The 20,417-nt window shown below is 41.7% G+C and carries 22 protein-coding genes; 18 read left to right on the top strand and 4 right to left on the bottom strand.

The window, feature by feature from the left end; translation table 11 throughout:
• Nucleotides 1-19 precede the first annotated feature (19 nt).
• The 3 genes from MHI27_RS13790 (at nt 20) to MHI27_RS13800 (ending at nt 3,413) form a co-directional block, all read left to right on the top strand.
• Nucleotides 20-784, top strand: a complete 765-nt coding sequence (locus tag MHI27_RS13790) for a M15 family metallopeptidase (RefSeq protein ID WP_341128032.1) — start codon at nt 20-22, stop codon at nt 782-784.
• A gap of 126 nt (nt 785-910) precedes the next feature.
• A complete protein-coding gene (locus MHI27_RS13795) occupies nt 911-1,660 on the top strand; it encodes a stalk domain-containing protein (RefSeq protein WP_076286390.1) in 750 nt (249 codons plus the stop codon).
• A 253-nt stretch (nt 1,661-1,913) separates the two neighbouring features.
• The gene (locus tag MHI27_RS13800) at nt 1,914-3,413 is read left to right on the top strand and encodes a DHA2 family efflux MFS transporter permease subunit (protein WP_042187809.1); all 1,500 of its coding nucleotides are present in this window, start codon (nt 1,914-1,916) and stop codon (nt 3,411-3,413) included.
• A gap of 84 nt (nt 3,414-3,497) precedes the next feature.
• On the opposite strand, the gene MHI27_RS13805 is transcribed toward MHI27_RS13800, so the two are convergent.
• Complete coding sequence (locus MHI27_RS13805; protein WP_405176499.1) at nt 3,498-4,391, bottom strand: DMT family transporter; 894 nt, start codon at nt 4,389-4,391, stop codon at nt 3,498-3,500.
• A gap of 129 nt (nt 4,392-4,520) precedes the next feature.
• On the opposite strand from MHI27_RS13805, the gene MHI27_RS13810 reads away from it, so the two are divergent.
• From MHI27_RS13810 to MHI27_RS13835, 6 genes are all read left to right on the top strand, one after another.
• Nucleotides 4,521-5,396 (top strand): LysR family transcriptional regulator, encoded by an 876-nt coding sequence (locus MHI27_RS13810; protein WP_042187813.1) that lies wholly within the window; start codon nt 4,521-4,523, stop codon nt 5,394-5,396.
• 110 nt (nt 5,397-5,506) lie between these two features.
• Nucleotides 5,507-6,607: a LacI family DNA-binding transcriptional regulator gene (locus MHI27_RS13815; protein ID WP_405176500.1), complete on the top strand. Its 1,101-nt coding sequence runs from the start codon at nt 5,507-5,509 to the stop codon at nt 6,605-6,607.
• A 1-nt stretch (nt 6,608) separates the two neighbouring features.
• Entirely contained in the window at nt 6,609-7,769 is a 1,161-nt protein-coding gene (locus MHI27_RS13820) for a Gfo/Idh/MocA family oxidoreductase (RefSeq protein WP_339247782.1), read from the top strand.
• 49 nt (nt 7,770-7,818) lie between these two features.
• On the top strand, nt 7,819-8,541 hold the full coding sequence (locus MHI27_RS13825) for a ThuA domain-containing protein (RefSeq protein WP_405176501.1): 723 nt from the start codon (nt 7,819-7,821) through the stop codon (nt 8,539-8,541).
• Between the two features lie 20 nt (nt 8,542-8,561).
• Nucleotides 8,562-9,665 (top strand): Gfo/Idh/MocA family protein, encoded by a 1,104-nt coding sequence (locus MHI27_RS13830; protein ID WP_405176502.1) that lies wholly within the window; start codon nt 8,562-8,564, stop codon nt 9,663-9,665.
• Between the two features lie 75 nt (nt 9,666-9,740).
• Nucleotides 9,741-10,568 carry a hypothetical protein gene (locus MHI27_RS13835; protein WP_405176503.1) on the top strand — a complete coding sequence of 276 codons (828 nt, stop codon included), beginning with the start codon at nt 9,741-9,743 and terminating at the stop codon, nt 10,566-10,568.
• A gap of 64 nt (nt 10,569-10,632) precedes the next feature.
• Here MHI27_RS13835 and MHI27_RS13840 read toward each other — a convergent pair whose 3' ends face one another.
• A complete protein-coding gene (locus MHI27_RS13840; protein ID WP_042187825.1) occupies nt 10,633-11,517 on the bottom strand; it encodes an AraC family transcriptional regulator in 885 nt (294 codons plus the stop codon).
• A gap of 123 nt (nt 11,518-11,640) precedes the next feature.
• On the opposite strand from MHI27_RS13840, the gene MHI27_RS13845 reads away from it, so the two are divergent.
• The 4 genes from MHI27_RS13845 to MHI27_RS13860 all read left to right on the top strand — a co-directional run bounded on the left by MHI27_RS13845 (nt 11,641) and on the right by MHI27_RS13860 (nt 14,865).
• Nucleotides 11,641-12,528, top strand: a complete 888-nt coding sequence (locus MHI27_RS13845; protein ID WP_405176504.1) for a sugar phosphate isomerase/epimerase family protein — start codon at nt 11,641-11,643, stop codon at nt 12,526-12,528.
• Between the two features lie 18 nt (nt 12,529-12,546).
• Nucleotides 12,547-13,593 carry a Gfo/Idh/MocA family protein gene (locus MHI27_RS13850; protein ID WP_405176736.1) on the top strand — a complete coding sequence of 349 codons (1,047 nt, stop codon included), beginning with the start codon at nt 12,547-12,549 and terminating at the stop codon, nt 13,591-13,593.
• 78 nt (nt 13,594-13,671) lie between these two features.
• Nucleotides 13,672-14,367, top strand: coding sequence for an HAD family hydrolase (locus tag MHI27_RS13855; protein ID WP_405176505.1), 696 nt, complete (start codon nt 13,672-13,674; stop codon nt 14,365-14,367).
• A 24-nt stretch (nt 14,368-14,391) separates the two neighbouring features.
• Entirely contained in the window at nt 14,392-14,865 is a 474-nt protein-coding gene (locus MHI27_RS13860) for a GNAT family N-acetyltransferase (RefSeq protein ID WP_405176506.1), read from the top strand.
• A gap of 70 nt (nt 14,866-14,935) precedes the next feature.
• Here the strand turns inward: MHI27_RS13860 and MHI27_RS13865 are convergent, their stop codons facing one another.
• Nucleotides 14,936-15,694: a hypothetical protein gene (locus MHI27_RS13865; RefSeq protein WP_405176507.1), complete on the bottom strand. Its 759-nt coding sequence runs from the start codon at nt 15,692-15,694 to the stop codon at nt 14,936-14,938.
• A 97-nt stretch (nt 15,695-15,791) separates the two neighbouring features.
• Nucleotides 15,792-16,286 (bottom strand): hypothetical protein, encoded by a 495-nt coding sequence (locus MHI27_RS13870; protein WP_405176508.1) that lies wholly within the window; start codon nt 16,284-16,286, stop codon nt 15,792-15,794.
• Nucleotides 16,287-16,433: 147 nt separating this feature from the next.
• Between MHI27_RS13870 and MHI27_RS13875 the strand changes: the two genes are divergently transcribed.
• From MHI27_RS13875 to MHI27_RS13895, 5 genes are all read left to right on the top strand, one after another.
• Nucleotides 16,434-17,420, top strand: coding sequence for a phosphotransferase enzyme family protein (locus tag MHI27_RS13875; protein WP_405176509.1), 987 nt, complete (start codon nt 16,434-16,436; stop codon nt 17,418-17,420).
• On the top strand, nt 17,417-18,178 hold the full coding sequence (locus tag MHI27_RS13880) for a class I SAM-dependent methyltransferase (protein ID WP_405176510.1): 762 nt from the start codon (nt 17,417-17,419) through the stop codon (nt 18,176-18,178). Before MHI27_RS13875 ends, MHI27_RS13880 begins: the two co-directional genes overlap by 4 nt.
• An 11-nt stretch (nt 18,179-18,189) precedes the next feature.
• Nucleotides 18,190-18,825, top strand: a complete 636-nt coding sequence (locus MHI27_RS13885; RefSeq protein WP_405176511.1) for a pyridoxamine 5'-phosphate oxidase family protein — start codon at nt 18,190-18,192, stop codon at nt 18,823-18,825.
• A 20-nt stretch (nt 18,826-18,845) separates the two neighbouring features.
• Nucleotides 18,846-19,703: a S66 peptidase family protein gene (locus MHI27_RS13890; protein ID WP_405176512.1), complete on the top strand. Its 858-nt coding sequence runs from the start codon at nt 18,846-18,848 to the stop codon at nt 19,701-19,703.
• A 69-nt stretch (nt 19,704-19,772) separates the two neighbouring features.
• A complete protein-coding gene (locus MHI27_RS13895) occupies nt 19,773-20,303 on the top strand; it encodes a ClbS/DfsB family four-helix bundle protein (RefSeq protein ID WP_405176737.1) in 531 nt (176 codons plus the stop codon).
• Nucleotides 20,304-20,417: the final 114 nt, after the last annotated feature.

Genomic DNA, 20,417 nt, shown 5'->3' on the forward strand with positions numbered 1-20,417 from the left:
TGAGAAGAGGCTGGATTAATTGAGAATAGGATCAAAAGGAATAAGAATCGCTGTTTTCGCAGTCGTGCTGTTGTTGTGGACAAACAGTATGTTTATAGGTAGTGCTGATGCTGCTTATGTCGGCTCTTCAACAGACTCTGTGCTGCAGCAAATGAAAATGGAGAAGAAGAACCATTTACCGCAAGGTTTTGTCTATCTGGATGAAGTGATTCCAACGGCACAATATGAGATTCGATATTACGGAGATAATAATTTTGTGGGGAAGCGGATTGATGGCTACAAGGCGCCTTTAGCGATAATCTCGCGGACAGCGGCAACAGCTTTGAAGGCTGTAAGTGAGGATTTAGCGGACAAAGGGTATATTCTTAAAATTTATGATGCTTATCGTCCGCAGACGGCGGTGAATCATTTTGTAAGATGGTCACAGAATGCCGTAGATACTAAAATGAAACAGCAATATTATCCGCGACTGGATAAACGTAATCTATTTAAACTTGGTTTTATAGCTAAAAAATCAGGCCATTCCAGAGGTAGCACCGTCGATTTAACGATCGTAAATAAAGAAACGGGAGCTGAAGTTGATATGGGAAGCCCTTTTGATTTTTTCGGAGACATCTCCTATTACGATACGTCCTCAATCAACAAGACTCAGAAAGCAAATCGGGCGATCCTCAAAGAGGCGATGGTAAAACAGGGATTTAAACCTTACAGTAAAGAATGGTGGCATTTTACGCTGATCAAGGAACCTTATCCTAAACAATATTTTGACTTCAAGGTGGAATAACCTAGAACTTGAATGTCCATGTAAGAAGCGATTCACTTTTTTTGTTGAGCTTTACTACCATTAGGATTAGCAGATGCTGGAAACGCACATAATACTAATAGTCAAAAAAAGGGAGGTTTCGAACGGATGAACAAAATCGCGGTTGTTGTAGTGTTAAGTGTACTGTTATTGGTAAATGGATTTGGAGGAACTACCTCTTCTACGGCTTGGGCAGATGCTAGTGAAGTAAAGGTGGTTTTGAATGGTCAGGTTCTGAAATCAGATCAATATTCAGCGTATCCAAACGGTTCTACGGTCATGCTACCCCTTAGAGAGGCATCAAGCGTCTTGAAATATCAAACCACTTATCAAAAAAGTACGGACACCATTACATTAAACGGAGTCAAACAAAAGATTGAATATAAAGTAGGAAACGACTATATTACCATTAATGATAAAGAGAAAAGAGACTTTAAGGATAATGTTGTGTTTAGGAAGGAACACTTATATGTTCCGCTCTCTTTTTTCACTAGTGTAGGACTGGTAACCTCTTATAATGCTGAAGCTAATCTAGTGGAAGTTTATGCGCCCGAGGTTACAGCAAGTGTGATAGCGGGACTGCTGAGCACTGGGCAATTTCAAGAGTTAGAGAATCGATTCTTTAGTGATGAAATGAAACGTTCGCTTTCCACTACGGGTTTACAGAAATATTGGGCTGATTTTACTGCACGAGCTGGTACTTACCATGGGATAAAGTCTACTGAAAGTATTCAAAAAGAAGATCAAATGTCAATACAATGTGTACTTGGCTTTGCTGTAACGGATGCGTCCCTTGAGTTTGTTCTCAATAAGTCTGGTAAGATTGTTGAATTAAAAGGAAACCTTCCTTCCATTTAATCTTAAGAATAATAAAGATTTAGGTTTAGAACAACAGGCTATGTGTGCGTCCCTTAAGAAGAAATTTCTTCTTGGGACCATGCATAGCCTTTTTTGTGTTTCAATAAATATTCTGAGATGAATGTAAATGCAATGTGTTTTTATTGTAAAAAAGGGTTTTATTTGTTGACTTTCACATTCATCGAAGGTAAATTAAAATTTGAAATAATTGTTAAAGCATTTAACTAAATTAGAGAAAAGAGTGGAGTACTGGATGACAAAATCAATTACTCAGAGTAGCCCGACAGAAGAACGGCCCTTCTCGCTAAGAGCGATCCTCCCCCCGCTTCTTGCTATTATCGTCGGGATGATTATGGTTATTCTGGATGGAACCGTCGTGAATGTGGCTATACCCAAACTGGTGGACTATTTTTCTTCAGATTTAAAAACGATTCAGTGGGCGATTACAGGTTACACGTTAGCTTTAGCTGCTGTAATACCGCTCGCAGGCTGGATGACAGATCGCTTCGGTTCTAAACAAGTGTTTCTGGTGACGCTCACGTTGTTCATTCTTGGCTCCATGTTATGTTCTGTGGCTCAAACTTCTTCGCAGCTTGTTATTTTTCGTGTGATCCAAGGACTTGGTGGGGGGATGGTAGCTCCTATTGGGATGGCTATGGTGTTTAAGTTAGCTCCAGCAGAACGAAGAGGATCGATTATGGGCATGCTTGGGATTCCCATGCTGCTTGCACCTGCACTTGGCCCAATATTGTCCGGATGGCTTGTTGAATATGTTAGCTGGCATTGGATCTTCCTGATTAACGTGCCGATTGGGATTGTTGGTATTATTCTTGGTGTTAAGTATTTGCCCAAGACGGAGAAGATCGGTAAAGGCAACCTCGACATACTTGGCATTATACTGGCACCGATTGCGTTTTCCATGCTAGCTTATGGAGTAAATGAAGGTGGGTCGAATAGTTGGTCATCGACTCCAGCAATCCTTGGATTATCTGTTGGGGGCGTTGCACTGATTCTATTTATAATCGTTGAGCTGCGGCATAAACAGCCTTTGCTGGATCTGCGCGTCTTTCGCTCCTCAGATTTCACCCGCGGCATTATTTTAACATGGGTCATGCAAGCCGCATTGTTTGGTTCCATGCTGTTCGTGCCGCTATACTTACAGCAGATTCGGGCTTATACACCACTAGAGACGGGGCTGATTCTGCTTCCGCAAGCTTTAGCTTGTGTAATCGGCATGCCGCTTGGTGGTAAATTGTTTGATAAGATAGGGGCACGACCGCTGGCTTTTGTGGGTCTGAGCATCATTACAGTTACCCTATTCCTACTGTCTGGGATTTCGATGACTACAAGTCTAAACACCATTATGATGTATCTTGCTTTATTAGGATTTGGGATGGGTATAGCGATGATGCCACTCAATACACATGTTCTAAATGCCGCACCGCGTGAATTGGTGAGCCGGGTCACATCGCTTACAGCAGCGGCACAGCAGGTGGTTGTGGCCTTTGCCGTAGCAGGCTTGACGGGTTATCTGACAAGTCAAATTACTGTGCATATGGGAGCATTGAAAGCAGGAAGTAATCCTTTATCGGCAGCAGTTCTAGGTTTTGATGATGTATTTTTTCTATCTGGTTGTATAGCTGTAGTCGGTGTACTTATGAGTATTATCCTGCGCAAACCAAAGCTTTCCTCGAATGATTCCTCCTCCGAAGAGAGTCAGAAAGCAGATGCAGCAATGATGATGGGACATTAATTTATACGATAATCTTAGATAATAAAAAAAGGCATCGTTCAGCTTGTATAGCTAACGACGCCTTTTTTGTATGAGAAAATCATCCTATAGATGTTCTGGTTTCTTCTGAGCCCACCTAGGGCTGAATGTAACTTTACCAAGTAGCTCCGAGGCTATAATCCCCAGTAGAACAAGGGCTGCACCAGCATATCCTTGTATCGATAGCTTTTCAGCGGCGAACCAATAGCCAAACAACGCGGCGAATACCGGCTCAAGGGAGAAGATCAGTCCGGTGCGTGTAGGTGAAGTATATTTTTGAGCAATGGGTTGTAGGATGAAGCCACAGGCACTACAGAGAATCCCAAGTGCGAGGATCGCTATCCATGCTGGTAAGGTCGAAGGAAGCGTAGGTGTCTCGAACAAAACAGATAACACTAAAGCAAACCCTCCGGCAAAACCCAACTGTAAGATTCCAATATTCAGTGAATCACACTCTTTTACAGCCTTGCCTGTAAATAAGATCTGTACCGCATAGAACACCGCCGAAAGAATACAGAGGAAGTCACCTGGTCCAATTTTTAAGGTAGCATTTAATGTAAGAAGTCCAATGCCAGCTATAGCGAGTACGGAGCCAAAGACTTGCGGAGGTGCAACTCTTTTTTTGAAAAGTATACGATCTATTATCGGTACAAATATGACCGTCAAGGCTACTAAAAATCCAGCGTTGGAGGTTGTCGTGGTCTTCAGTCCGAACGTTATACATGTGAACACGCCGAGGAGTAAGAATCCGAGTAGAGCACCATATTTCAATGTTTTGATGTCAATTTTTCTTAAACGTTTGTGGAAGATCACTGTGGCTAATATAAAAGCAAGTCCGAAGCGGAGTGCAATCAGATTGAATTCGCCTAACGTGCCTAACCCCATTTTCATAAATATGTAGGAGGAACCCCAAAATAATGTTACAACTAACAGCATCAGCTCAGCTTTGAGCGGTTTCATCTCGTCATCCATCCTTCTTCATTTTCAACTCAATTTAGTATAATACGGCTCTATACATAAGGTAACTGAATGTTTATCATAGGATACATGAGTAAAACTTATGTAATTTAAAAAGGTGAGGGATAGAGGTTGAGCATCAATAAGTATGAGATTTTTCTAAAAGTTGTAGAGCTAGGTAGCTTAACAAAAGCAGCAGATGTGCTGGGCTTTACGCAATCTGGAATTAGCCACACGATTAGTAGCTTGGAGATGGAGTTTGGTTTCACGTTATTAATTAGAAATAGATCTGGCGTTAAATTGACGGTAAACGGGGAGCAAGTACTACAGCCTATCCGTGAAATTCTGAAGTGGAATGAAAAATTGAAGCAGGAAGTAGCAGATATACATGGGCTAGAGGTCGGGACCATTACCATCGGTACATTCACCAGTGTATCCGTGCATTGGCTGCCAGGAATGATTAAGCAATTTCGCAGTGAATACCCCTATATCGAAATCAGGTTGATGGAAGGTGGTTACTTAGAGGTAGAGCAATGGATCGAGGCTGGAGTCGTTGACTGTGGTTTTATTTCTCTGCCTACGCGTGAGAAGTTCGAAGTGATTCCCTTAAAAAAGGACCGGATGTTAGGAATCGTATCCAAAGAAAATCCGCTTAGTGCAGAACCTTTTCTCTCCTTATCCCAAATTGCTAAAGAGGATTTCATCATCCCGAAGGCAGGTTCAGATTATGATGTTAGGCGTGTACTGGATAAGGCGGGCATCAAACCGAATATTAAGTTCTCAGCAGGTGATGATTATGCCATTATGGCCATGGTGGAGAAGGGACTCGGAATTAGTATTTTGCCAGAGCTTGTATTAACCCGTCAGAATTATAATGTAACGATGCTTGAATTGGAAGAACGTAGTTTCAGATCACTTGGAATCGCTGTACATTCTATGAAATACGCCTCTCCCGCCACTAAAAAGTTCCTAAAGCATGTACAAGCGTGGTTGATGGGGCATCCCTGAACCCTAAGAATACACCGTTTAGAATGAGCAAAACCCCTGATTAATTCAGGGGTTTTATTATGAATGAATATCCAAAATAAGGGTTGACGAGGGACTTTGTTCATGAGAGAATGTACGCGCGTACATTTATTGAATGCGCTTTCGTAGGAGGGATTTCTATCGCCAGCCGTAAAGAGGTTGCCGAGCTTGCCGGAGTGTCAGAAGCCACAGTCTCTCGCGTGTTAAACAACGTAGGCCCGCTCAAGGAAGAGACGAAGGAACGTGTGTTGGCAGCTGCGCTCAAGCTGGGATATACCCCTAGTTCACTCGCGCAGAGCTTTGCTCGTAGAAGAAGTGGGCACCTTGGTGTAGTAATGCCTTATTTGCCAAATGCACGCTTGTTCTCCACTTATTATTTTTCAGAAATATTAAGTGGAATTGGGAGTAAGGCGCGAGAAGAGGGTTATGATCTGTTAATGCTGTTTCGAAATGCCGAAGAGAGAGTGGACTATAACGAATTGTTTAAGATGCGGAAGATTGATGCTTGTATTGTACTCGGTGCCAAAGAGGATCCAGGTGAGCTAGCCTCACTTCGACGTTTGAAGGAGGAAGGTCATCCGTTTTGCCTGATTAATCAGCATTTTGAAGGAGAGGCTTTTCACGAGGTGGATGCTGATCATGTCGAAGGAAGCTGGCAAGCGGTCAGGCACTTACTGGATCAGGGCTTTACGAGGATTGCCTTTCTAAACGGGCCAGCATCTTATTCGAACAGTCGAGATCGTTTAACTGGTTATTTGCGCGCTTTGGAGGAGTCTAACCTTCCTTTAGATGAATCACTTCTATTCGAAGGTAACTTCAGTCGTAAAAGCGGTGCTATTGCTGCCAAGAAGATGTTGCCTCTGCTGAATGAGATTGATGCCATTGTAGCGGCCAATGATCGAATGGCCATTGGATTGCAGCAAGGCCTACAGGAACTAGGCATCCCAAGAGATCGCATCCCAGCCATGGTGGGTTATGATGATTCAGATGCTGCTGAGCTTACTACACCAGCCTTAAGCAGTGTGCGTGTTCCCTTTTATGAGCTAGGAGAAATTGCTGTATCTAAGGTATTAGAATTACAGGGGAATAGTCGCTCAGAAATATCAACCCCCTCCCAAGTTATCCAGATTAACTTACCGACTGAACTAGTAATACGAGCTTCATCTAAATCTAAGAAATCTGAGGAGGAATAAGATGAAACAGCTTCGCATTGGAATGATCGGTTATAAATTTATGGGTAAGGCGCACAGTAATGCTTATCGCAGTTTGCCAATGTTTTTCCCGAAAGCGCTTAAACCTGAGATGTCTGTGATTTGTGGACGGAATGCTGAAGCGCTTGCAGAGGCTGGCACTCAATTAGGATGGTCGGATTGTGTTACGGATTGGAAAGATCTAATCGCTCGTGAGGATGTCGATCTTATTGATATAAATGCCCCTAGTAATGCACATAAGGAGATTGCTCTGGCAGCAGCCAAAGCTGGTAAACATATTTTTTGTGAAAAACCACTCGCACTGACCTTGGCGGATTCCCGTGAAATGCTGCAAGCCGCTGAAGATGCAGGGGTTACACATATGGTTGGTTTTAATTATCGCTTTTCACCGGCGGTTAGACTTGCTAAGAAGCTAGTAGAGAGCGGGCGGCTTGGGAAGATCTATCATTTTCGGGCTTGGTTTCTACAAGACTGGATTATTGATCCGGAGTTCCCGTTAGTGTGGAGATTGCAGAAGGAGATTGCGGGTTCAGGCTCACATGGTGACTTGGGTGCGCATCTCATTGATCTGGCACATTTCTTAGTAGGTGATGTGAAGGAAGTAATCGGTATGAGTGAGACCTTCATTAAAGAACGTCCACTTGCTGCTGAAATGACCGGATTAAGTGCCAAAGGGGATAAGGATGCTCCTAAGGGCAAGGTAACTGTAGATGATGCCACATTGTTTTTAGCCCGTTTTGATAACGGTGCCTTAGGTAGTTTTGAAGCTACAAGATTCGCAGCAGGTCATCGCTCTACCAATTCTTTTGAGATCAACGGAAGCCTTGGAAGTGTGAAATTTGATTTCGAGCGAATGAATGAACTCGAGGTTTATTTAACCTCAGATACAGAGGATGTTCAGGGCTTTCGGCGTGTGCTAGCAACGGACCCAGCTCATGAATATGCGGAGGCTTGGTGGCCGCCGGGTCATACGATTGGTTTTGAACATACGTTTATTCACGAAATGTTGGAGCTTTCTAACGCGATTGAAGAAGGACGTCAGCCTGTACCTAATTTCCATGATGGAGTGAAATGCCAAGCTGTGTTAGAAGCGGTAGAACGCTCTATTGAACAGCGCCGGTGGGTCGATATCTCTGAGATGTAATCAACAAAAATGCGTGTTTGAACAACCTCTATTAGAAGGAGTGCTGAAGATGAGAAAAGCATTGATAGTATGGGGCGGTTGGGATGGTCATGAGCCTGAACAGGTAGCTGATATATTCGCTAAAGTACTGCAAGAGGAACAATTTGAAGTTGAGGTATCGAATACACTTGAGGCTTTTACCGATGCGGAGAAGCTTCTTGAACTAGATTTGATCGTTCCGGTATGGACGATGGGGACAATCGAACAGAATCTTGTGAATAATGTCTCGGCAGCTGTTCAGAACGGAACGGGTCTTGCGGGTTGCCATGGCGGGATGTGTGATTCTTTCCGAAATAATGTGGATTGGCAGTTTATGACCGGGGGGCAATGGGTAGCTCATCCCGGCAATGATGGTGTGAACTACACCGTAGAGATTTGCCAAAGCTCAAGTCCTCTCGTAGAAGGATTAGAAGACTTCACCGTTTGTTCAGAGCAATATTATCTGCATGTAGATCCAGCTGTAGAAGTACTTGCAACGACTCGTTTTCCAGTTGTTGAAGGCCCACATTCTTTCAACAAAGCCGTGGATATGCCAGTAGCTTGGACCAAACGGTGGGGTCATGGCAGAGTGTATTATAATTCACTCGGACATCATGCCGATATTGTAGCTATGCCACAGGTAAAGGAAATGATGCGCAGAGGACTGCTATGGGCTGCCGAGGGTAAAGTTCGCGCACAATCCCAAATTTCAGCGGTTAGTAGTAGCTATAGCGGAATGGCAGACAGTCAATAATCTCTGGGAGCGATCAACGAATGGATAAAGTCAAAGTAGGAATTATCGGATGCGGTAAAATCAGTAGCATATATATGGAGAACTGTCAGAAGTTCGAGATTCTTGATCTAGTTGCATGTGCGGACTTGGACTTGGAGAGAGCGAAGGAACAAGCCGATAAATACAATATTCCAAGCGTTTACACCACAGAGCAATTACTGAATGATCCGGAGATAGAGATCGTTATCAACCTGACGATTCCAGCTGTTCATGCGGATGTATGCCTGAAAGCTATCGAAGCGGGTAAACATGTGTATGTTGAGAAGCCACTTGCTGTGACGAGAGAAGAAGGACGCCAAGTTCTGTCAGCGGCTCGAGAAAAGGGCGTACTAGTAGGCAGCGCACCGGAAACATTCTTTGGATCGGGCATCCAAACCGTATTGAAACTGATCGAGGAGGGGGTAATTGGCGAACCCATTGCAGCTACTTCATTTATGATGGGGCGTGGACATGAGCATTGGCATCCAGATCCAGAATTCTATTATGCCGCTGGTGGAGGTCCAATGTTCGATATGGGACCATACTATTTGACAGCATTGGTGCAGTTATTGGGTCCAATTCGTACGGTTAGCGGGATGACTGGTAAAGCGCTAGTCGAACGCACGATTACAAGTGAGAAGAAATCGGGTAATAAAATTCCTGTTCAAATTCCAACTCACGTTGCCGGAACATTAAGATTTGAGAATGGAGCCATTGCAACGCTAATTACAAGTTTTGATATCTTTGGCGGCAGTAACCTGCCACATATAGAAATCTACGGAACACTTGGAACGATTCAAGTGCCGGATCCTAATAACTTTGGTGGTCCGGTGAAATTCCGGCTCATGGGTGAGAATGAATGGACAGAGCAAACGCTGTTATCTGGATATGATCAAAATACGCGCGGAATTGGTCCAGCGGATATGGCTTATGCCATTCGGACGGGAAGAAAGCACCGTGCCAGTGGAGAATTGGCTTATCATGTACTAGAAGCGATGTGGGCATTCCATGATTCTTCAGATGCTCATTCATTCTACGAAATGAAGAGTACCTGCACCCGTCCTGAAGCTCTTCCGATTGGACTCGCTCCTTACACATTAGATTAGAGAATTCATTCTGAATCTGCAACCTATCACTTCCAATCTCCGTTTGAGAAGATAAAGAGTGAGGGAGTGACAAGGATGCGTAAGAGGCTTGGTGGCTGGATATGGATTTCAGTTGTTATTCTTTTCATAATTGGTTGTTCAGAAGATCAACAATCGAATAAGGAGCCGGCTCCAGCTGCTGCAATTACTGCAACTCCAGATATCTTGCCTACTGCGAGCGCTGGAATAGAAGATCCTAAAGCTGAAAAAGTACTTTACTCCAGTGATCCTGAAGCGATTAAAGCTTTCCTATCCGCTCAGAAGATTCCTAACGGAGATATCTATCTACAGGATAATAAGATTCATATCAATATAGTGGGTTTGAATTCGCAGATTGAGCAGCGGTTTGCTCAGACTTTCGCGGCAGGTACTTATGAGCTCCATGATGTTAAATATTCGATGCAAGAGTTATTAGCTGCACAAGAGCTTTTGCATAAACAAGAACTCTATCAGAAGCTTAATCTATACGGTTCCGGTGTTGACACGATTGGTAATAAAGTAACGATCACAATTCCATCTGATTATGCTGACACGGCCATACTTGAGATAGAAAAATGGATCGCTCCGGATATGTTGACCTACGACATTTCAGAGCTAGGCGAACCACATGTAATAGGTCAAATCGTAGATATCGATACCAAACAGGCGAAGCGGATTCTCATCCTTGAACCTGGCATGGAAGATCCCTCTTACTGGTTCTCATTCAATCAGAAGTCAACAATGTTTAATGAAGCTGGAGAATCGATTAGCTTTAAGGATTTGAAGGTTGGCCAGCAGGTTGAGCTATGGAGTACCGGTATGGTGGATGAATCTTTTCCCGCGCTTGCAAGTGTGCGGAGGTTACAGCTTAATGCTACGGAATAATCCAATAGCCAGCACCGTTTGGGAGAGGCAAACGGTGCTATTTTTCGTGAATAGAGAGAATCGCCTATTTTCGAACCCCTGAAGGGGTGATCCCTTTGTACTGCTTGTACAGCTTGGTAAAATAATTGGGATTGTCGCAGCCGACTCTACCTGCAATCTCAGTCACTGTAAAATTGGTCTCGAGCAGCAATCGCTCTGCTTCATTTACTCGGCAAAGATTAACATAATCGATGAAGGTTCGACCTGTTAGCTTCTTAAAGGTTTTGCAGAAATGATATGGATTTAGATTTACGGATCTTGCGGCGCTTTCTACGGTCATTTTGTCATCGAAATGGTTCTCCATATACTCTAGTAGTGGCTTAAAACGTTCGCGATTAAAGGAGTGCCTCTCATTCGTTCTACCGGATACTTGTTCAGGTAGAAAGGTGCGAGAGAGCAGCACAAAGAGTAAATGCAGTTGATTCTTGATGACCAGTTGAAAAGCAGGTCCCTTCTGCAGTACTTCATCAACGATGGTATCCAGAAGAGAAAAATATGTGGAGCAGGTTGGAACAAGCTCTGCAGGTTTGACCGGCAGCTGATAACGATTCTCTAAATAAGGGATTACAAACTGCTCATGCTGAGGATCCTGCTTCCAATCCTTAAACAAAGAACTATGGAATACGACAGAGATAAAACGAACATGATCATCCCGCAGACTGTACCCAACATGCAATCCTCCAGAGGGAACAAACAATACCTCTCCGGCATGCAGTTCATAGGGCTTGCTGTCTATGTGAAAAATGGCGCTGCCTTCTTGCATAATGATGATTTCGAAATGCTCGTGCCAGTGTAAATACAGGATATTCTGACCGATCTTTGCGTTCTTGCATTCATTAAAAAATAATCGGAATGGATACGTTTTTTCTTCTAATTGAGGATATTCTTTAAGATCATTAGGGTAACTCATAAATCACTCAACTCCCACAAGATACGACTATATAAACACAAGATAATAAGAGTTTTAAGCTCAGAAGCAGTATATACTCGGGTTATAGCACATACTATAAACCAATATTGGAGTGGTCACAAGATGAAGGATACAATGCGAATTGGAACATTAGTAGGCGGCGGCGACGCTGTAAGAGTGATTCCACAAATTGTAGGACATGGATTTGAATCTTTTAGCTTAACCTTCTGGCAAACAACAGGGGAAACAGATCTCGTGGAAACTGGAAAGCGTGTGCAAGAGCTTGCAGCAGAACATGACTTCGTGATCTCATCTGTTGGGATCTTCGGCAATCCTTTGACGAATACTGGTGATAATTCCGATGCAATCGCGAGCTGGGAGCGACTGATTGATCATGCTCATTTGTTCGGAACGGATATGGTATCAGGTTTTACAGGAAGGTTACCAGGGGTATCCATTGATGAATCTATTCCGAAGTTCAGCGAGGTGTTTGGAGAGTTGTCCAAAAGAGCAGCGGATCGCGGTTTGCGAATTGCCTTCGAGAACTGTTCCATGGGTGGAGACTGGGGATCAGGTGACTGGAATATTGCTCACAATCCATTAGCTTGGGAGAAGATGTTCAATGCTGTGACTGCTGATAATATAGGACTCGAATGGGAGCCATGTCATCAGATGGTCCAATTAATTGATCCGATTCCGCAGCTTCGTAAATGGACAGATAAGATCTTCCATGTACATGGTAAGGATGCCACCATCGCTTGGGATATCGTAAAAGAATATGGAATTCATGGCCCCAATCCTTATGTATGGCACCGTACTCCCGGCTTTGGAGATACGAACTGGACTGATGTTATTTCTATTTTGCGTCAGGCAGGTTATAAAGGTACGATTGATATTGAAGGCTGGCATGATCCTGTTTATCGGGATGAGCTGGAAATGATGGGACAAGTACATGCTTTAAATTATTTAAAACAATGCCGGGGCGGTAGCTTTGTACCTAATCCGCTGTAACCGTAGAGGGGGAGAATGATGACAGCACAGTACCGTGTAGCGGTTGCAGGTTGCGGAGGAATGGCTAACGCCTGGATTGAATACGCTTTATCACGTTCAGATACTCAGATTGTTGCTCTTGTAGATATACGATTGGAGTCAGCACAAGCGATGGCGGCAAAGCATGAGATTTCTTGTCTGACGTTTACTGACATTAAAGAAGCAATTCAGACGACTGAAGCTAATCTTGTGTTTGACGTTACAGTTCCAGGAAGCCATTACAGCATTTCTAGCACTGCATTAGAACTCGGATGTAATGTGTTTAGTGAGAAGCCACTGGCCGAGACTATGGAAGAGTGCACTAAGATTGTTGAGATCTCTGAAAGAACCGGAAATGCCCATGCTGTGATGCAGAACCGCCGTTATGACCCTCGTATTCGTTCTTTGCGCAACTTAATTGAGTCTGATACCATTGGGAGAGTAGGTTACATCAGTTCTAGCTTTTTCCTCGGCGCTCATTTCGGGGGGTTCCGTGATGTCATGGAAAGCCCTCTACTGCTGGATATGGCGATCCATACCTTTGATCAGGCCCGATTTATTAGTGGAGCCAATCCGATTTCCGTTTACTGTCAGGAGTTTAATCCTCCCGGATCATGGTATAAGGGGAATGCGTCGGCAGTGTGTATATTTGAGATGTCGGACGGATCTGTATTTACTTATCAGGGGTCTTGGTGTTCAGAAGGTGCCTCTACCTCTTGGGAAGCAGCTTGGCGTCTGAATGGGGAAAAAGGAACTGCGATTTGGGATGGTCATGACATGCCATATGCAGAGGTAGTCGTAGCAGGAGATCAGAGTGATAAATTTATTCGTGATGTTGAGCGTGTAAATGGAGAAGCTGTTGATATGGACAAAACCTTCCATCAAGGATGTTTGGAGGAAATGTTCCTGTCCCTAGCAGAAGAGCGTTCAGCAGAGACGAATTGTAGAGATAATCGGTATAGTATGGCAATGGTATTTGGAGCGCTGGAAAGTGCTAAAACAGGTCAGAAAATTGATCTAGTGGAGTTCATGAGTACCTCAGAGTGATGAAAACCTTTTGCTAATTTTATCCAAACTTTAATGTTCATGTTATGATAGATAAGAACATTATTCGGGGAGGATATTATGTACAAGGCCATTATATTTGATCTAGATAATACATTAATAAATTATAGTACTTGTGAAATCGAAGCGATGAAAAGAACCTGTAACGATCATAATCTCTTCGTAGAAGATATTGAGGCGTGGTCTTTATTTTATGGAGAGTTTTCAGGCCATAATTTTCGCCATTGGATGAACTTTGTGGGTGGTGGTGAGGTGAAGACTATAGGAGAGGTATTGAGGTATTCTTTTAGAGACACCCTTAAACAGGAGCAGCTTTTTCATAGCAAACTGTCAGATACTTATTGGGATTATTTTTGCAATTCCTGTTATTTTGAAGAAGGAGCGGAACAGATCTTAACTTCATTTAAAGATAAGTATGCTCTGGGGATTATCACCAATGGGATCAGTGAGGCACAAAGAAAAAGACTGCAAGCCGGTAAGATCTATGAAATATTCAAATCCATAATGATCTCTGATGAGGTAGGCATCCGAAAACCTGATAAAAGGATTTTTGAAATGTCTTTAATAGATCTACAGCTAGGCAATCATGAAGTGCTGTTCGTTGGGGATTCTTTACAAGATGATTACAATGGTGCTGTGAATTCTGACATTGACTTCTGCTATTACAATCGCCAGAATATAGAGGTTCCTAAAGACCTCAAGCCTAACTATATGATTAGTTCTCTTCTGGAGCTTAAAGATGTAGTGGGGTTGTAACAATGCCAGCAAGGAGAACACACAATGGAAATTAGAGCTTATCAAGAATCGGATATAAGTCAGCTTATCTCATTGTTCTATGAGACAGTTCATTTCGTAAACAAACAACATTATTCACAAGAACAGCTTGATGCTTGGGCACCTAAAGAGGAAAAGACCCTCAAACTTGATGCTTGGAGCACTTCTTTACGTCAAAATATTACTTATGTAGCCGAAATTAACGGGTACATAGTTGGCTTTTCGGATATGACGTTGGAAGGACATTTGGATCGTCTTTATGTCCACAGAGATTTCCAAGGCCAAGGCGTAGCCTCTGCTCTCGTGAACAAGGTTGAAATGAAGGCGAGAGAGCTTGGTCTTCATGAAATGGATACCGAAGCAAGTATTACAGCTAGACCCTTTTTTGAACGACAGGGATACCAGCTTATGATGAAACAAAGTGTAGAACAAAAAGGAGTACTGTTAGTTAATTATCGGATGAGTAAAAAGCTAATTTAATCAAAAAAGCAGATTGCTATGGTGAGCAGTCTGCTTTTTTATCTAATGAAGGAGGATCAATCAACAAGCTTTATTTGGATGAAGAATAACGATTTATAAAATTAGCGATTCCATTTGGAACGAATTTGTTAACTTCATTATTAAACAGGTCTGTATAGTTTGCAGTGTTAACTTTACTTGGTACTAACGTCAAGTTTGAAAAATATTGCTTATACGCCTTATCATAGGCGGATTTATTCACTTCTTTTTGATTTACATAATAGCTTGGCAAATCATCCGTTTTTTCTTGATCTGGAATGTCGGCCAAGAATATCTCTTTGTCATTAAATTTGGTTCCTTGGAAACTAATCTCGAAAACCTGCAAATTAGAATTGTACGAACCGCTGCCATCTACAAAAGCGATATAACGTAATGTTCCATCTTTTTTGTTCTTATAGAGATGCAGGCCACGATTTTCATCGCGCGGTAGAAATCCACCCATACCTACATTAAATATACCCTCTGAAATATCCTTCAGTTTTCCTTGATAATTGAATGGAATGACTTTTCCATTTTGGACGGTTAGAGCAATGTTGATGGGCTGAATGAATCGTAAAGAATACCCCTGTATAAGTTCAGGAGTACCATCAAAGTTCAAATCTACTAAAGTGAAATAATTGAAGTCACCGTCATAAGACCTGTCTCTAGTAGCATCCATTAACGTTTTCTTGATATACTCAGAGTAAAGTGTCTTCCATGATTTTACAGTTGCTGCTTTTGCTGACGCAGTAATTGGAATACTCCCCAATAATAAAAGTAATGTTACTATGATCCATGCAGTTCGCTTCATGACTCATTAGCTCCTTATCATATTACTATGTACTGGAAATTAATATTACTATTGTTAGATAATATGTTCCAGTAATAATATGGTATATGAAGGGTGTTTAGTCATAAATCAATTTCATTAAAGCCTCCGAGTCAAAACGATCTCCTTGCACTAACCATTGACCATCCACATCAAACATAGTCAGTATTCCCTCCAAAGGGACACGTTTACTTTCTTTGTCATTCTTATCCAACAAAACAAGATCACAAGTATATTTTAACTCAACAATTTTTTTCTTTTGTTCGGAAAGGGTGAACTTTAGATTATCTGGTTTTAAAGAAAGCTTTTGTTTATTAGCGATTTGAAAAGGGATAGTTGTGATTCGGCTTCCTATAGCTTTTTCGGTATAGTATTCAGTAAAGTACGGTTTCATTTCTTCATTTCGGGCTAGAATTGATTCCTCAGAAAATAAATCATCAGAAACCTTAATGGTATATTCAACATTTTTGTACTTCTCAGCGGCTTTAGTGGCATCATCCACTTCTGAACTACAGCCCATAATTAACGTTAGGGATAATAAAATCATACTCAATATCAACGGTGATTTACGCATTCGAACACCTCCATGTAATTGATTCTGTATTATTATACTTATATTACCATACATTGGTTTCGCGAATTCAAGAAGGAAATGATTCAATTCCCTAAATATGGTATGGTGTAAGTATTACTATCAATAACCTAAAGGGATGGGATACACTTGGATTTTTTTCCAATTACATACTCACTGTTGGCAACAGACGCATTATTATTACATATTAAAGAGCATTATGAGATTCCAGAACCAGTACAGCTGCAGTATTTTCTTAGAGGCATGAACGATACATACATCTTAGAAACGGCATTGGAAAAATACATCTTTCGTGTTTATCGTGCGGATAGACGGAGTAGATCGGAGATTGATTTTGAATTAGAATTGTTGAACGATTTGCACGAAAAAGGTGTAAACGTCTCCATTCCTATTCCTCGAAAAGATGGGATCATATTTAATGAATTTTTGGTGCCTGAGGGTGTGAAGTATGGCGTTATGTTTAGTTTTGCTGTAGGAAATGAAAAGCCTATTCATGCGGTAGAAGACAGCTATTTATTTGGTCAGTCAGTTGCACAAATCCACACAGCTACGGACAACTTTAAGAGTGCACATGTAAGAGGTAAGCTTGATTTTGAACATTTAATTGAGGAACCGCTTCATACGATCAAACTGCATATGAGCCATCGACAAGAGGATTATCAATTCCTGTATGACCTTGCCATACAATTAAAAGCGCAGATTGAAGTACATCAGGAAGCGGGGCTCGACTGGGGCATCTGCCATGGCGATTTGCATGGGAATACGAATGTGACTTTCACGGACGAAGGGAAATTAACTCATTATGATTTCGATATTTGTGGTTACGGATGGAGAGCCTATGATATCGCTGAGTTTAGATTGGCAAGAGAGATTCATAGCGGCCATGATAAAGATGAAGTAGAACGGTTATGGGCAGCTTTTTTAAATGGATATAAAAGTTTAAGAGATCTCAGTGACAATGATATTAGTGTTGTACCTATGTTCGTTGCGCTTAGACAGCTTTGGTTATTTGCTTTATGTTTCAGTGAAGGAGAGCTTATTGGTGCAGCTGACTTTGACAATGGATTTATCGACAGTAAAATGGATTATTTCAGAAATTTAGAGGTGATCAAATGAATGATGAATTAGGCAGTAAAGAAGCCATAAAAAGATGGGATAAATACGCAGAACTAATTTCAACTTCGTACGGCGAAAACGGGGATATCCATCGAGAAATTTTTTTGAATCCAGCTTTATTCAGTCTCATGGGTTCTGTTGAAAATAAGAAGGTGCTAGATGCAGGCTGTGGTGAAGCATATTTAAGCAGAATGTTAGCTAAGGCAGGTGCCTCAGTCACTGGCGTTGATTACTCGCAGAACATGATAACGATAGCCAAGAGTAAATCACCAGAGGAATTAAAGATAAACTTCCATCATGGCAATTGTGAAGATCTCAGCTTTCTCCAGAAGGAGAGTTATGATCTCATCGTTTCTAACATGGTGATTCATGATTTATCCGATTATGAGATGGCGATTCATGAAATGTATCGGTTGTTAGTCGATGGAGGGACGTTTATATTCTCAATTCCACATCCTTGCTTTGTAACCCCTGTTAGCGGGTGGGTGAAGTCGGATACTGGAGAGAAGCTTTATTGGAAAGTAGATAATTATTTTTACGAGGGCACTTATAATCAGAACTTCCCAATAGATCAAGAGGAAAAGTTTCTGATTTTTCATAGGACATTATCCAGTTATGTAAATACGATTGTACGGGCTGGCTTTCAAATTGAAGAAATGATCGAGCCGAAGCCATCTGCTGAAATGCTTGAGAAGTATCCGTCTTTTGAGGAGGATTTTCGCTGCAGCGATTTTTTGGTTTTTAAACTGCGTAAGTAGGGGGGAGAAAGATGAACCATAATATTTTCAAAGAAGTTATAAACTCTGAAGAAGAGTTAAGGTCAATGTATGGGTATCCCAGTGAATTGGTTAACAACAAGAGTATAACCTTTATCGATCATTATTGCCGAGATTATATATCCAAATCACCGTTACTCTTTATAGCAACAAGTGATTCAGCTGGCAATTGTGATGTATCTCCGCGTGGGGATGCTGCAGGCTTTGTATATGTGTTAGACGACAAACATTTAATCATTCCTGAGCGACCTGGTAATCGACGGTTTGATTCTTTGCGCAACATCCTTTTAAATTCAAAAGTGGGTTTGATATTTATTATTCCCGGTCTTGAAGAAACCTTAAGAATAAATGGACAAGCAAGGATTATCAAAGATCAAGAAATAATGGTTCATATGGAGGCTCAAGGTAAACTACCGAAATTGGGCATTGCCGTTGAAGTGGAAGAGTGTTATATGCATTGTGCTAAAGCTTTTAAAAGATCACATCTATGGGATGATACGTATTGGCCATTGAAAGCAGAGCTGCCTAAACCTTCGGTTATCATAGCAGAACATGCAAAAGAGCTTGGGATTTCTCAAGAGGATGTATCAAAGGGATTAAAGGATAGCTATGAGAATCGGTTATATTAGAAATGAAAGGATTAACTAAGATGAGCAAAGCTTTAAAACTCACTCCAGGGAATAAAGTAGGACTTATCGCTTGTTCTGATGGTGTGAGAGTGGAGAACCTGCCTAAAGTAGAAGAATTAATTAGAATTCTGAACTCGGTTGGTCTAGAGGTAGTAATGTCTAACACCTTGTTTAGAAGAGATGGTTATTTCAGTGGCAATCCTAAGGAAAGAGCAATGGAGTTGAATCGTCTATTTAATAATGATGAAATTCTTGCGATTTTTGATATTTCAGGTGGGGATTCTGCGAACCAGATCTTGGAATATCTTGACTACGATAATATTCGATTGCATCCGAAGCCCTTTTTCGGAATGAGTGACTTGTCCGTTATTTTGAACGCTTTACATACACAAAGTAATACGAAATCCTATCACTATCAGTTGATGAATCTCGTATCTTCTGATGGGGCGGAGCAGCAAGCTGCTTTTTATCGAACGTTTTTCGAAGGACATAACGATCTTTACGATTTCGACTTTCATTGGGTCCGTGGGAACCAGATGAGTGGGATTGTAATTGGCGGCAATATTCGATGTTTTATGAAGCTGGCAGGAACAAGTTATTTTCCAGACCCTTCGAACAAGATTTTATTCTTTGAGAGTTTAAGTGGCAGAGCTAACAAAATCGTCTCCTTACTTGCTCAGCTTCAGCAAGCTAGAACTTTTGATAAATGTGCTGGAGTGATTCTTGGGTCGTTTACTGAGCTTGAGAGCTATAATGAATTTTCAATCGTAGAAGCGTACTTGAAGGAAATCAGCGGGATTCCAATCGTGAAGACGAACGAGATCGGGCATGGTAGTGACAGTAAGTGTATTGTTGTGGGTGAGAATATTACTTTATAAGAGCTAAAGGTGGATGATTGGTTTTCAAGGTGATTTATTTTGATAAGAGAGGAGTCAGAGAGAATTATGATGTCTACACACGACTACCCATCTAAAGAAGTATTGAAAAATGCTATACATACTGCCTATCTATCTCTCGATCTTGAATTTGAGGGCATTGAAAATGCTCAAAAAGACACTCGTATGGAAGGCGTCGATCGTACTCCAGCAGAAATCCTTGCCTATCAATTGGGCTGGTTGAACCTTGTGATGAAATGGGATAAGGATGAAAAAGCAGGGATAACCGTTATTACACCTTCACCGGATTATAAATGGAATCAGCTTGGCGGATTATATCAATCGTTTTATCATACATATGCTGCCTACTCATTAGACGAGTTAAGATCTTTATTTCAAGAGACAGAACATCAGTGGCAGAGCTGGATTGATTCTTTAAGTGATGAAGAACTTTTTACGCAAGGCGTGCGGAAATGGACAGGAAACAATCCAAGATGGCCAATGGTCAAATGGATTCATAATAATTCCGTTGCACCGTTCAAGACTTTTCGTTCGAAGATTCGTAAATGGAAAAAGCTCAATCTAAATAGCACAACATTATAACAGTAGACCCAAGCCCCTTCCTAAGAGAAGAAATCTCTGAAGCAGTGGTTTTTTCATATACATAGAAGGAATTTAGATTGGCATGATGTGGAGGAGATGGGATTAGTGGAAGAG

Origin of the sequence: Paenibacillus sp. FSL H8-0261 (assembly GCF_045040645.1) — a bacterium.
Lineage (GTDB): Bacteria > Bacillota > Bacilli > Paenibacillales > Paenibacillaceae > Paenibacillus_AQ.

Coding starts and splice junctions, on each gene's coding strand:
- MHI27_RS13835 (WP_405176503.1), top strand. CDS start 9,741: ATGCGTAAGAGGCTTGGTGGCTGGATATGGATTTCAGTTGTTATTCTT.
- MHI27_RS13795 (WP_076286390.1), top strand. CDS start 911: ATGAACAAAATCGCGGTTGTTGTAGTGTTAAGTGTACTGTTATTGGTA.
- MHI27_RS13850 (WP_405176736.1), top strand. CDS start 12,547: ATGACAGCACAGTACCGTGTAGCGGTTGCAGGTTGCGGAGGAATGGCT.
- MHI27_RS13865 (WP_405176507.1), bottom strand. CDS start 15,694: ATGAAGCGAACTGCATGGATCATAGTAACATTACTTTTATTATTGGGG.
- MHI27_RS13885 (WP_405176511.1), top strand. CDS start 18,190: ATGAACCATAATATTTTCAAAGAAGTTATAAACTCTGAAGAAGAGTTA.
- MHI27_RS13845 (WP_405176504.1), top strand. CDS start 11,641: ATGAAGGATACAATGCGAATTGGAACATTAGTAGGCGGCGGCGACGCT.
- MHI27_RS13805 (WP_405176499.1), bottom strand. CDS start 4,391: ATGAAACCGCTCAAAGCTGAGCTGATGCTGTTAGTTGTAACATTATTT.
- MHI27_RS13855 (WP_405176505.1), top strand. CDS start 13,672: ATGTACAAGGCCATTATATTTGATCTAGATAATACATTAATAAATTAT.
- MHI27_RS13830 (WP_405176502.1), top strand. CDS start 8,562: ATGGATAAAGTCAAAGTAGGAATTATCGGATGCGGTAAAATCAGTAGC.
- MHI27_RS13825 (WP_405176501.1), top strand. CDS start 7,819: ATGAGAAAAGCATTGATAGTATGGGGCGGTTGGGATGGTCATGAGCCT.
- MHI27_RS13800 (WP_042187809.1), top strand. CDS start 1,914: ATGACAAAATCAATTACTCAGAGTAGCCCGACAGAAGAACGGCCCTTC.
- MHI27_RS13870 (WP_405176508.1), bottom strand. CDS start 16,286: ATGCGTAAATCACCGTTGATATTGAGTATGATTTTATTATCCCTAACG.
- MHI27_RS13860 (WP_405176506.1), top strand. CDS start 14,392: ATGGAAATTAGAGCTTATCAAGAATCGGATATAAGTCAGCTTATCTCA.
- MHI27_RS13840 (WP_042187825.1), bottom strand. CDS start 11,517: ATGAGTTACCCTAATGATCTTAAAGAATATCCTCAATTAGAAGAAAAA.
- MHI27_RS13820 (WP_339247782.1), top strand. CDS start 6,609: ATGAAACAGCTTCGCATTGGAATGATCGGTTATAAATTTATGGGTAAG.
- MHI27_RS13890 (WP_405176512.1), top strand. CDS start 18,846: ATGAGCAAAGCTTTAAAACTCACTCCAGGGAATAAAGTAGGACTTATC.
- MHI27_RS13895 (WP_405176737.1), top strand. CDS start 19,773: ATGTCTACACACGACTACCCATCTAAAGAAGTATTGAAAAATGCTATA.
- MHI27_RS13880 (WP_405176510.1), top strand. CDS start 17,417: ATGAATGATGAATTAGGCAGTAAAGAAGCCATAAAAAGATGGGATAAA.
- MHI27_RS13815 (WP_405176500.1), top strand. CDS start 5,507: ATGTACGCGCGTACATTTATTGAATGCGCTTTCGTAGGAGGGATTTCT.